The organism is Sphingorhabdus sp., from assembly GCF_046154385.1.
GTDB lineage: Bacteria > Pseudomonadota > Alphaproteobacteria > Sphingomonadales > Sphingomonadaceae > Sphingorhabdus_B.
In genome coordinates this window covers 1-12,153 of the sequence record NZ_JBJXFW010000038.1, presented here as the reverse complement: position 1 = coordinate 12,153, position 12,153 = coordinate 1, and the positions used below count along the sequence as shown (strand labels likewise).

At 51.1% G+C, this 12,153-nt stretch carries 10 protein-coding genes; 9 read left to right on the top strand and 1 reads right to left on the bottom strand.

The features are described from left to right. Positions 1-27 precede the first annotated feature (27 nt). Entirely contained in the window at positions 28-549 is a 522-nt protein-coding gene (locus tag ACKVOS_RS06980; protein WP_409211293.1) for a hypothetical protein, read from the bottom strand. A gap of 546 nt (positions 550-1,095) precedes the next feature. Between ACKVOS_RS06980 and ACKVOS_RS06975 the strand changes: the two genes are divergently transcribed. From ACKVOS_RS06975 to ACKVOS_RS06935, 9 genes are all read left to right on the top strand, one after another. After that, entirely contained in the window at positions 1,096-2,343 is a 1,248-nt protein-coding gene (locus ACKVOS_RS06975; RefSeq protein ID WP_409211292.1) for an outer membrane beta-barrel protein, read from the top strand. 15 nt (positions 2,344-2,358) lie between these two features. Then, positions 2,359-4,584: a GumC family protein gene (locus ACKVOS_RS06970; protein WP_409211291.1), complete on the top strand. Its 2,226-nt coding sequence runs from the start codon at positions 2,359-2,361 to the stop codon at positions 4,582-4,584. Further along, on the top strand, positions 4,529-5,674 hold the full coding sequence (locus ACKVOS_RS06965; protein WP_409211290.1) for a glycosyltransferase: 1,146 nt from the start codon (positions 4,529-4,531) through the stop codon (positions 5,672-5,674). Before ACKVOS_RS06970 ends, ACKVOS_RS06965 begins: the two co-directional genes overlap by 56 nt. Beyond that, the gene (locus ACKVOS_RS06960) at positions 5,671-7,314 is read left to right on the top strand and encodes a hypothetical protein (protein ID WP_409211289.1); all 1,644 of its coding nucleotides are present in this window, start codon (positions 5,671-5,673) and stop codon (positions 7,312-7,314) included. Before ACKVOS_RS06965 ends, ACKVOS_RS06960 begins: the two co-directional genes overlap by 4 nt. Before the next feature lie 67 nt (positions 7,315-7,381). Continuing rightward, complete coding sequence (locus ACKVOS_RS06955; RefSeq protein WP_409211288.1) at positions 7,382-8,746, top strand: hypothetical protein; 1,365 nt, start codon at positions 7,382-7,384, stop codon at positions 8,744-8,746. 34 nt (positions 8,747-8,780) lie between these two features. After that, complete coding sequence (locus tag ACKVOS_RS06950) at positions 8,781-9,665, top strand: glycosyltransferase family 2 protein (RefSeq protein WP_409211287.1); 885 nt, start codon at positions 8,781-8,783, stop codon at positions 9,663-9,665. Positions 9,666-9,675: 10 nt separating this feature from the next. Next, entirely contained in the window at positions 9,676-11,133 is a 1,458-nt protein-coding gene (locus tag ACKVOS_RS06945; RefSeq protein WP_409211286.1) for an oligosaccharide flippase family protein, read from the top strand. Further along, positions 11,130-11,897 carry a sulfotransferase family protein gene (locus ACKVOS_RS06940; protein ID WP_409211285.1) on the top strand — a complete coding sequence of 256 codons (768 nt, stop codon included), beginning with the start codon at positions 11,130-11,132 and terminating at the stop codon, positions 11,895-11,897. Before ACKVOS_RS06945 ends, ACKVOS_RS06940 begins: the two co-directional genes overlap by 4 nt. A 171-nt stretch (positions 11,898-12,068) precedes the next feature. After that, a partial coding sequence (locus ACKVOS_RS06935; protein ID WP_409211333.1) for a hypothetical protein occupies positions 12,069-12,153 on the top strand: 85 nt, incomplete at its 3' end.

The following is a 12,153-nucleotide window of genomic DNA, read 5'->3' as shown; positions in this document are numbered from 1 at the left end:
GATAGGTCGGGTAGCCAGGATTACACCCTAACTCGTGATGCGGCAGGATCCGAGATACACTTTGTCCATGTCCATTGACGCGGCATCGGCAGCAGGTGCCATGAACAAGTTGGCTGTGCTTTTGGATATATCGATATCACTGATAATAATGATCCGCGACAATTGGGGGCTAATGGCGCGCGCCATTTCCACGCGCACCGGCCAAAGATCGATCACGCGATCAAATGCCGGCTTCCCGTCATTGGCCAAACCGGCCGGATCACTGGTTATGGCCGTCGCAGGATCAACAGGCTCTGGCTCCGACGTTGGATCGGGCGGCGGTGTCTGACGCTTTGCTATCGAGGGCAGATGCAATGAAAAGGGATAGGATCCCTCATACTGAATTTCATCGCGAGACTGGGCACGCGAAGGGTCCAGATTGAGCGCGCGGGCCAAGGTGCATTGAAGCGTCCTTGCGGGCAGCATTTCAATCGGTGCACGTGTTTCGGCGGTTACGGGCGTTTGCATGAGAGCAAACGCTATCGGCAATGTCATGATCATGGTTCGCATGTGGCGGCCATGCCGCGACGCTATGACAGTAAAATGAAATTCGTCATATTTTGCGTCAAACCGATTGGGGTTCGATTATTTTGATCAGCTTTGCGGGAACACCACCCGTTATAATGGCGTCCGACCCTATCCAGACATCATTTTTAGCCATCATAGGCATGATGGTGTCGCTCCTGACCTGACCTTATATAAAAATCAGTCCGCGACGGACTGTTTCGAAATATTCGCGCGCTTGGCACGCCAAATCGAGGATTACCGTTGATAAAGGTATCGCGCCCAATCGATATATTCTTCACCCACCAATAGGACGGATTGCCAAAGGCCCCCATAACAGAGCCCTTCCTTCAATTTTAATTCCGGCCAAAGCGGATAATATGTGCCGTATTCGGTCAGATGCACGCAATCGCGGCAAATGATTAGCCAATGTAAAAAAAATCAGTTCGCGCATGTCATCAACATGCAACAAATACTTGTTCTAGCGACGTCGAGCTAGCCGCGACCATTTTTCTAGCACGGGACGTCATGATTCTCTTTCGCCTTACCCTTATGGCGACGATCTTTGTTTCTGGAACTGCGTTTGCACAAACGCGCGAACCTTTCCAATCCGAACCGTCAGGCCCCCTTTTACGCAGCAATGTTGCAGGTTCGAGACAACAGGCAGGCTTGGCATCCGAAGGCATAACAACAGGCGGCATTCAAATTCAACCGTCATTGACCGTAAAGGTCGAAAGCGACAGCAATGTATTGAACCGCGCGACCCAGAAACGCGGATCTGTGTTCGTCGTCATTACGCCAGCGATAAATGCCGCAGGCGGGACAGAACAAGCAAGTTATGTCGTAAGGGCACAGGCTGCCGTTGCGCGATTTGCATCGATAAACAGCCAAAACAGCGAAACATTTGGAATCGAAGCCAACGGCCGACTTGCCGTGGCTCGAAAGGCGTCGGTGTTTACGCGCGTTGCTTTTGACAAAAAAATCGAACCCCGTGGTCAGGCGGGCGAGTCTATCACCGAGGGAAGTCCTGCCGAATACAAGCAATTCGAGGCGCAAATTGCGGCACGGGCTGAAACCGGTGCTTTGCGTCTCACGGCAGCGATAACAGCAACCAAACGCGATTATGCGGACATTAAATTGGAAAATGGCCGGATAGAAGATCAGCAATTTCGTGCAAGCAACGCGGTGTCTTTTGCACTCAAATCGGAATATGCCCTTCCAAATGGCGGCATTCTTTTCGCGACCGGCACCTACAACAAAGCCGATAGCCCCGACGCACCAAGCTGCTGCGACCAAAGTTCCAAGGGCGGCCAGGCCATTGCCGGTATCCGCACCGAATTAAGCAAGCTCGTCAGCGCAGAAATATCCGCAGGATATGTGACCCGTGATTATATATCGGATGTATACAAGGATTTTAGCGGCCCCGTTTGGCAGGCGAAAGTCGACTGGTATCCAAAGCCGTTGATGAGCCTTTCCGTCATGAGCGGACGGAAAATTGTCAACAGCGGCGTTCCGACCGTCGCAGGAATTGTCGTCGATACGACGTCGCTTCAGCTTTTTTATGAAGTCCGCCGTAATTTTGATATTGTCTTAACGGCAGCGCGCTCGGACGAAAATTATCGTGAAATCGATACCAACGCGGTGGCTACTTTAATCGGTCTGGAAGGACGCTATATCTTTAACAATCGACTAACCGGCGGGCTATTTTCAAGAATGCGCGACCGGTCTTCCAACAACCCACAGCAGCTAAGTGGTGGCAGCGGTTTCGAGGCGGGGCTTTGGCTTCGCGCCTCGATATAAAAGCGGGTGGACAAAATGAACCTACCTGATCGCTATCTGGGCAATGAATTGACGGTTCGACCTGCTCCGGCGGGTTTACCTGGCGCACCCATAAACACCTCGACCGCGGACCGGCTCGACCTTCGGCTTCTTTTAAGCATTTTTCGTCGGCGTTTTCGTCTTTTTGCAACGATCGTCGGCGCAGCTGTTCTGCTGGCGTTTTTGTTCACATTGAAACAGCCGAAATTATATCAGGCGACGGTCGATGTCGTTATGAACAAATTCTCTGGCGAAATTGTTCCTGATTCCAGTGAAGTACAAAGCGAAAGCCCAAAACGATCTGAAGAGGTCGACACCGAATTGAAGATCATAAAATCGCAGGAAATGGCGATGCAGGTTATTGATCGTCTTGCGTTGGAAAAAGACAGCAATTTTGTCGAATCTGTTACAGGCGGGAGTGGCATCACTGCTTCGATCAAAGGTCTGGTAGGTATAGAGCCACCTGCGCTACCGGCGGACAATCTGAAACGACGGCTCGCCGATGCAATGCTCGCCGCGTTGAAGGCGGATCGCATGGAAACGGCCTATGCAATTCGCATCACCTATACGAACCCTGATCCGAAACGGTCCGCCCAAATCGCAAATGCTTTTGCGGCCAGCTATTCGGAAAGTGCGGTGCGGACCAAACGTGCGGAAAATGAAAAAACACTCGCACTGTTGCGAACCCGGATCGAAGAATTGCGTTCACAAGCCCAAAGCGATTTTGGTGCCGTGCAAGACTTTCGCGTTCGCAACAATTTATTGAGTGCACAGGCAACGCAACTCACAGAACAAGAAGCCGCAGCTTATGGTCAACAACTCGCAACCGCACGCGCCGCGGCCGCCGCAGACCGCGGGCGGGCGAACAATTCTGGCGGTGCGGGGATTGCAGCCGCGGTCAATTCGCCGGTCATACAATCGCTTCGCGCGCAACGTGCGACGATTAGCGTTAAAATTGCCGACCTTTCGGGGCGTTATCTAGATGATCATCCCGATCTTGCGACTGCACGGCGCGAATTGGCCGATATAGATGGCCAAATTTCAGCTGAAATCGATCGCGTTAGGACGGGAATCAATACGGGACTTGCCTCCAGCGCATCCGCGACCTCTCAACAGGTTGGATCATTGCAAGGAAATCTCAGTTCCGCGCGCGCCGCGCTTGCCGCGAACAACATCGCACTGGTCGGTCTGGATGATTTGAACCGCAAGGCGCAAGCTTCTCAAACCCTGTATGAAAGCTATTTGAGCCGTTATCGGGAGGTGCTGGCACAATCGGGAACCGAACGGCCCGAAGCAAGATTACTTTCTTCAGCAAAAATACCAGAGCGCCCGTCCAGCCCGAACATGATCCTGAATCTCGCACTTGGGCTGGTAATCGGGACGTTGTTGGGTGCGGGATCCGCGATAGCCGCTGAAACCGCATATTCCGGTCTGACCACAGGTGATGAAGTCGAAGGGCGGCTTGGTATCCGATATCTGGGCGGCATTCCCTCACTCTCATCCGTCAATGTGGAAGGAAGCGACCCGGCACAGTCATTCATTACCGATCCGGGGTCAGCATATGCGGAATCGGTTCGCGGTTTGCTCGCATCGACCCGGCAAAGTAATGCGAACCGCAGCCACGTCCTTGCCATAACGTCTGCCCTGCCCGGCGAAGGCAAGACATCGCTCGCTGCTTCTATTACGCGCGCCGCCGCCCTTGCCGGTGAATCGGTTATCGTGATTGACTGCGATCTCGTCCGGTGCACGTTAAGCAAGCGTTTTAATGCTGGAAAATCCCGCCCCGGCCTGCGTGAGATGATCCACGGTGAGGCCAAGCTGGGCGATGCCATGTTTAAAGATCCCGATAGCAATGCGATGATCCTTCCCATTACCAATTCATTCTCGGATAGTGAACGATTGCTTGAAAAGGGCAATTTTCATAAATTGATTGCCGTTCTGCGGGAGCATTTTTCACTTATTGTCCTTGATCTGGCTCCGGTTTTACCGGTCGCTGAAACACGCGAAATTGTGTCGTTGGTCGACAATGTCATTATCACGACGCTTTGGCGTAAAACATCGGACACGGCGGTTCGTGCCGCGTTAAAGTTGCTACCTCTCCATATCATCAATGACATCGGGATCACGCTCAACCAGATTGACATGAAAAAGCAGGTCAAATTTGGCGATGGCGATGCGGCATTTTATTATGACAAATATAAAAATTACTACCGACGTCGCTAAACATCGCCGGGTTGCGATTATTCATTATTGGCTCGTAGGGATGCGAGGCGGAGAAAGAGTGCTCGAAAGATTACTGCATCTCTTTCCGCAGGCAGACATTTTTACCCATGTCTATGTTCCTGAAGCAATGTCGGAGGTGATCCGCGCCCGTCCGGTTTACACTAGCTTTATTCAACGGCTTCCGGGTTCGCGTCGTCATTATCAGAAATATCTTCCGTTTATGCCGATGGCGTTGGAGGAGCTGAATCTTCGCGGTTATGATCTGGTGATCAGCAGCGAGTCAGGACCGGCCAAAGGCGTGATCGCCGCGCCGGACGCCTTGCATATCTGCTATACCCACTCTCCCATGCGCTATTTGTGGGATCACTATCATGACTATCGCAGCTCGGCCGGCCGACTGACCAAATTTTTGATGCCGCCGGTGTTCAACTATTTGCGGCAGTGGGATACAACGTCATCAGCGCGCGTCGATCACTTTGTCGCCAATTCGAATTTCATAAAACATCGTATAGCAAGAGCTTGGCGACGCGACGCAGATGTGGTGCATCCGCCGGTCGCGACGCAAGAATTCGGTATTTCGAACGATGTCAGCGAGCAATATCTGTGGGTTGGGCAGATGATTGCATATAAAAGACCCGATATTGTCGTCGATGCATTTAATCGCCTTGGGTTGCCCTTGATGATGGTCGGCGATGGCGACATGGCGGCTATGATAGAAAAACGCGCAGGTCCCAACATAACCGTAAAACGGCGGCTGGATTTCGCGAAATTGAAACACGCTTATGCCAATTGCAAGGCATTGGTGTTTGCGGCGGAAGAAGATTTCGGCATTGTACCTGTTGAAGCAAACGCCAGCGGACGGCCCGTTATTGCGTTTGGACGCGGAGGAATAAATGACTCTATTATTCCAGAAGAAACCGGCTTGTTCTTTCAAGAGCAGAGCGCAGAATCGATAATGGAGGCGCTGCATCATTTCGAAGCGTGGCTGCCCCACTTCGATCCTGACGCCGCAATCAAAAATGCGTCCCGTTTCTCGCCCGACAATTTCGACCGGGGATTCATCGCGGCCCTGAAAAAGGCCGGCGGATGATATTCTGGCGCGCCATATTATTTCTAACCCTGATCGTGTCGGCGAGCGCGCAGGTTCCGGGTGTGCAGGCGCAAAATAATCCGAACCGCATCGGGGTAACGACACATTTCAGCCAAGGCTGGCCCATTTCGCTGATCGATCGCGCCACGTTTATCGGCGTCGGGACAATCCGGGACTCACTCCATTGGCCGGACATTGAAAAAAGTCCGGGCGTATATGATTTTTCGATCAAAAAGACGCAGCATATTACGTCGGCATGCGCGGCGGGCATGACGGTATTGCTCGGAATAGAACCGCGCAATCCCCTGTACGACAGCAAATTGACCGCGCATTCACCCGGCGCACAATTGGCTTATGCCAATTATATCAAGGCAATTGCGGATCGTTATCCAGGCTGCGTAGTTGCAATTGAAGTGGGCAATGAAATCAATGGTAGCGGAGGCATGACAGGCCCTGCAGCGACGGCGCGCGCCGCATCGCATACCGCACTTTTGAAAGCCGTATTTCAGCGTGTAAAGCCAAGCCATCCCGACATTGCCATTCTCGGCGGTTCAACGAACGCGATCGGAACAGGCTTTTTAAAATCGCTGTTCGCGGCCGGCGCGCTCGATTTCATGGATGGCGTTGCGATCCACCCTTATCGCAGGGATCCGGAAGCTGTTGACTGGGAAATTGGACGGCTGAAAGACGCGATGCAGGAAGCCGGAAAGCTGCGTCCGATTTGGGTCACAGAATTCAGCCGCGATTTTGTTCAACCGGCCGATGCCTCCATTTTCTTTCTTAAGATGTTGTCTTTGATGCAGAGCGCCGGCGTGAAGGATATCTACTGGTATGCCCTGATTGACCAGATTTGGTTTCCGACCATGGGCCTGCTTACATTAAAGGGTGCGGAAAAACCGGGATCGAGGGCGTTTTCTTATGCGGCCAATCACCTCGTTCCCAAAGGATTGGCGCGCCGGATCGATCATGCAGATCCGGCACTATTCCATTTTCGATATGGGCCGACCACCCATATCATATGGGGAACACGCCGCACAATCAGCGTAGGCCCCAACGCACGTTTTCGGGATGCCGAGGGCAACATGATTCCAAACATGAGCGAAGTATCTGAAACGCCTGTGATTGTTGAAGGCACGACAACTCTGCAATTTGGAAACGCCGAAATTCTTGCAGACAGCCAATATGGTTTTCCAAACGCGCCGCTTTCATGGTTTGCCCGGAATAAATCCGGAGCGCTTATACCATTGTCACCAATAGATTGGAAATGGACCAGCTATCTGGGCAACAAAGCCGTTCCGCAAATGATTGTAAACCCGGCGGGTATCGGGCCATCGGGAAAATATAGCTCGCTGGTGCGTTATACAGCAGATCGATCGACTGCGGCTATAGCGTCATTTTGTCTTGCCCCACTCGGCAAATTCGGGGACGGAGTCACCGCTGCCATTCAACATAACGGCAAACAGATTTGGTCCGGGCCTGTCGGAATATTATCGGGCAAGCGGGCTGCTCATGTGCCATTAAGGCTACAGGTCGGTGACAATGTCGATTTGGTCTTAAGTCCGAATGCAAACGCCGGAGGCGACCGGATGGCGTATCGGTTCAGGATTTCTCTTTCGGCCCTCGATATCGCGGACTGCTAAAATGCTTCCCACACATTTCGGAGTACTAGTCGCTGGAATAGCGCTCATTCTTCTATGGCGCGCAAGCATGACGGCGATGCTGCGGATGACCCTGTTGTTTTCCCTGATGGGGGGTTCCGCAGCCATTATCCTGACCGCATTGGGGGGCTCAACAATACAGCCGGCAATTTTTGCCTTGGGTTTTCTATTTTTGAAAGCCGCGCTCCCCGGGCCGGGTCAGGCGCAGAAATTTCAGCTCGCGGCACAAGATCTATCATTTCTAGCCATTTTCATTCTCTATGGAATTGCAGGCGCATTCATTCTGCCCAACATTTTCGCAGGTGCAATTAACGTCACACCGCTTAGACCCATTCCCAACGGATATATCTTTGCCGCATTTCCGCTGAGTTTTAGCAGTCAGAATATTACCTCTGCGGTGTATCTTTTATCAACGCTGATCGCAGCACTTACTGGCCATATCGCCAGCCAGGCGCAAAAATCGGAAATCGCAATCGCCCGAACGACTGCGACAGTGTGCGGGATACATGCATTGCTCGGGCTATCGAGTGTTGTTTTGGCAGGAACCGCATGGGTCTCCGTTCTCAAATTTTTCCGCAACGGCTTTTACGCCCAGTTGGACCAAACATTTGACGGTTTCGTCAGAATGAACGGAATATGGCCGGAACCTGCGGTCTTTGCGGCTTATGGTTTTGCATGGTTGGTGTTCACAACGGAATTGTGGCTTCGCAATGTCGAGCCAAGATGGACGGGGCGTGGAGCGGCACTTCTCACAATTGCCTTGCTGATATCTACATCAACCACCGCCTATATCGGCCTTTTCGCATATGGATTGATCATCGCGCTTCGGATGCTCTTTTTTCCTGGTTCTGTATCTATGCGCAAAGCACTTGTCTTAATCTCGGGCGGAATGGTTGGCCTTGCTGCCGTTCTTGCTTTATTGGCATTCAGCCCCGAAGCAGCAAGCTCATTTGCTGATTTTGTATCTAAATTTACGGTCGACAAAGCATCCAGTGCGTCTGCGTTACAACGCAGCTTTTGGGCGAAACAAGGCATAGACGCCTTTTGGGCCACCGGCGGGCTTGGTGTCGGCCCGGGTAGTTTTCGTTCATCAAGTATTGTTACTGCGATCATAGGATCAACCGGACTAATCGGGTGTACGGCCATATTCGTGCACTTGTTACGCGTTTTCAAACCGCATTACAGATCAAGCTATCTCCGGGTCGACAATGCGCGCCAGGCGACCGGTGTGGCGGCTTCATGGGCAGCTTTGGTAATGCTAATACCGGCGACATTTTCCGCCGCCTCGCCCGATCCCGGTTTTATCTGGGGATTTTTCTGCGGGTTTGCATTGGCGCTGCGGCGAACGCCGACGACCATTCCAAATCGTGAACTCCACTCGTCCGAAATCGGCCTCCCAGACGCGGTTTTGTAACAACAATCGGCAAAACGATAATCCGATTCGAAAAATGGGGCATAATAAAGTGCGGGTCTTTGTAATTGTCGCGACTGTAGGGCGTGCTGATCTTTTGCAACATACGGTGAACCAACTTGCCAAGCAAACCCGCCCGCCAGATGGCATTGTCATCTGTGCGTCAACGGATAGCGATGTTGGCGATCTGGAGCAGAAAGCATCTTTGCCGGTTGAGATTATCTTCGCTGAAAAGGGCTTGCCAAGACAGCGGAATGCGGGGCTTCGCCATATCGCCGGAAGGGCAGACATTGTCGTGTTCTTCGATGACGATTTTGTTCCTGCACATAATTATCTTGAGGCACTGGTAGAGGTGTTTGCCCTACGACCCAATTTAGTTGGTGCGACCGGTAAGCTGCTTGCAGATGGCATAAAAAGCGCAGGGATATCGTTTGAGCAAGGCGTGGCTATGGTTGACGCGCACCGACCAGCTGACATCATTCAAGAACGGTCACTCCCTGCCCTTTATGGCTGCAATCTGTGCGTGCGGATGGCGGCGGCGGAGAATATCTGGTTTGACGAGACCTTGCCGCTTTACGGTTGGCAAGAGGATGTGGACTTCTCGTTCCAGCTGGGACGCAATGGCATCTTGATTTATACCAACCTGCTGACCGGAGTGCACCTGGGTATGAAGGGTGGGCGCACTTCGGGGAAACGGCTAGGATATTCGCAAATCGCCAACCCAGTCTACTTGTTGCACAAAAAGACGATTCCTCCCAAACTTGCCTGGCGACTTATGAGCCGAAATTTTATAGCAAATCTGGCCCGAAGCTTTTACCCCGAGCCCCATGTCGATCGATTTGGTCGTTTGCAAGGCAATGCTGTTGCATTTTTCGATCTATGTGCCGGGCGCCTCCATCCACAGCGTATATTAAAACTTTAGGCGACCTTTCATGGCTTCAAACAAAGAAGGCATAGTGAGCGGGGGAATAGGTTTTCTCTCCCGTGCGACGGTGCAGTTTCTTTTATTTGGCGTGACGATCGTGGCCACGCGCCAACTCTCAATTGAAGAATTTGGTTCTTATGCTTTAGCCTCGCTTTTCCTGATCGTGGCGCGCGCGCTATTTTACGTTGGGCCTTATGAGTATCTGTTGAAAACACGGCTAACCCCCACTTTATATGCAACATGCCTTCGGGCCAACATCATCCTGGCCTCGGTAATTTCATGCTTGCTTACTCTGGTGTATTTTGTCGCATTCCGGATATTTGACATTTATGATGTCAGCCGACTTATTGCATTATTGGCTCCCTCAATTTTTTTAGTTGCGGTTACAGCTTGGTATGAAGCCGTATTGCTCCGCGATTTACGTGTCCGGCGCTATTACTTAAGTACTTTAATCGGTGACTGCATCGGCGCAGCCTTGGCTGTGTTTTTGCTGATTAAAGGATATGGCGTTGTGTCACTTGTCGCTCAAACCTACGCGCGGCTTCTCATTTTACTTGCACTATATGCCATCGGCACAACACAGCGGCCGACCCTTGGGAGAGGATGGGTGCAAGTTCGCGACGTATTCTTGTGGTCAAAAGAGCGCTATTATGCCGTGCTGTTGAATTTTACTTCAACTTATGGGGCTGATTTAGTTTTAGGTATATTGCTGTCGCCAGCCGCAACCGGATTGTATCGGGCATCAAGCCGGATTGTGTCGACACTGACGGATCTGTTCGCTCAACCTTTACAAAAAATTTCCCAAACAAATCTGTCGGCGCGGCTGGTTCAGGAGAAGAGCTTGGGCACCTCTTGGCTGACAATGCTCTCAGGGGTCGGAGCCATTGGATGGGCAGGCCTTTTAACTCTGGGCTTTCTCGCCGACGATCTCGTTCCTTTGGCACTTGGGGAAAAGTGGACTCCTGCCGTACCTATTGTGGTTAGCTTTTGCGCGATTAAATCATTCATGTTGCTCGACGCCGTCACCACGTCATTTTTGGTTTGTCATGACCGCCAGAAACAAATGTTGCGCGTCCAAATAGGCGTCGCGGCGGCCGTCATAGGATTGTCGTGGTTTTTTGCGCCATTCGGTCCGCAAAATGTAGCGATTGCAGTCGGTTGCGCGACAGCAACCATGAGCCTGATATACGGATTTATGGTTCTGAAGTTATCAAAGGCAGGTACCGAGGCTATCTTTGACATGGTAAAAACCAGCGCCCCTCCGGTGATTGGGACCTTTTTGGCACTTTCGTTCCTCGATCAGATGCTCCCCCATTTGTCGCGAGAACAGGCAGTCATATGGGGGCTGTTCGCAGCAGCCGTGGGATCGGCCATTGGGGCGTTCATTGTAAGAACCCGGATTTTGACCGCGATCGGCAGCTTAGGTCATTTGCCCGAACCCAAACCTAGCCGGGCGACGCCATGATTAAACAATTAGCGGGCCGAGCAACGGCTCTCATCCACCCCAAATGTCGCTTTGATCGAACAATATTCATACTAGGTCATATGCGCTGCGGGTCAACGGCGCTTTCGCATATATTATGCAGCCATCCGCAAATTAGCGGCTATGGCGAAGCCCATATCAGCTACAAAAGTAGATCAGATATTGGTTTGCTTATCTTGAATCAAACTAAAAGAAATTCCTATCGTCAAAGTTCGACGTATTTGTTTGATAAAATACTTCACTCGCGATATGATTCACACAATAGTACCGACTTCTTTGAAAGTCGCGCAATGTTCATGATACGCGAACCCATCAAAACAATTCAATCCATCCGGACTTTATTTTCGTCTATTGGTTCAAATGAGTATTCCAACGACGTTTTGGTATCTGATTATTATGAAGAGCGCATGTGCTCGTTACTGGCTAATTGGGAAAAATTCCCATCTATGCATCGGATTGGTATATCTTTCGAACAATTGAAGACAGACCCCGAAAAAAATCTGGTCAAAATTTCCGAAATGATCGGCCTATCGCCTCAACTCACAAATAATTATCAGCAACCCAGAAATGGATTAGGTCACGGCGCCGGGGATCCGCTCACCTCCCACAAGTATAATAAAATTATATCTGATAATATTTCAACAACTTCTACAGATACATTGCAGCAGATCACATTACCGGAAAGCAGATTGCAAGCATTGCACAACTTATATGTGCAAGCTCTATCTACTGTCACGCAGGTGTAACGAATTTCTGGTTAACAAATTCCTGAGCTATCTCCGCATAGGTGAAGTCGCAACAGGGTCCGCTAATAATTTTACAAATGACGCGCCAGTACTGTGGCGTTGCGAATATTTATTTGACTTATTAAACAAGCTCAAACATTTTTCCGACTTTTTAGACAAGGAAATAAGAAGATGACAACTACTCCAACCAACGGTGACGACACTATTGTCGGCACACCAGACGACGACAACATCATCGGTCAAGCTGGAAATGACA

Bases quoted from the DNA above. Each gene is read 5' to 3' on its own strand.
- ACKVOS_RS06945 (WP_409211286.1), top strand. From the start codon at position 9,676: ATGGCTTCAAACAAAGAAGGCATAGTGAGCGGGGGAATAGGTTTTCTC.
- ACKVOS_RS06950 (WP_409211287.1), top strand. From the start codon at position 8,781: ATGGGGCATAATAAAGTGCGGGTCTTTGTAATTGTCGCGACTGTAGGG.
- ACKVOS_RS06955 (WP_409211288.1), top strand. From the start codon at position 7,382: ATGACGGCGATGCTGCGGATGACCCTGTTGTTTTCCCTGATGGGGGGT.
- ACKVOS_RS06965 (WP_409211290.1), top strand. From the start codon at position 4,529: ATGGCGATGCGGCATTTTATTATGACAAATATAAAAATTACTACCGAC.
- ACKVOS_RS06940 (WP_409211285.1), top strand. From the start codon at position 11,130: ATGATTAAACAATTAGCGGGCCGAGCAACGGCTCTCATCCACCCCAAA.
- ACKVOS_RS06970 (WP_409211291.1), top strand. From the start codon at position 2,359: ATGAACCTACCTGATCGCTATCTGGGCAATGAATTGACGGTTCGACCT.
- ACKVOS_RS06980 (WP_409211293.1), bottom strand. From the start codon at position 549: ATGCGAACCATGATCATGACATTGCCGATAGCGTTTGCTCTCATGCAA.
- ACKVOS_RS06975 (WP_409211292.1), top strand. From the start codon at position 1,096: ATGGCGACGATCTTTGTTTCTGGAACTGCGTTTGCACAAACGCGCGAA.
- ACKVOS_RS06960 (WP_409211289.1), top strand. From the start codon at position 5,671: ATGATATTCTGGCGCGCCATATTATTTCTAACCCTGATCGTGTCGGCG.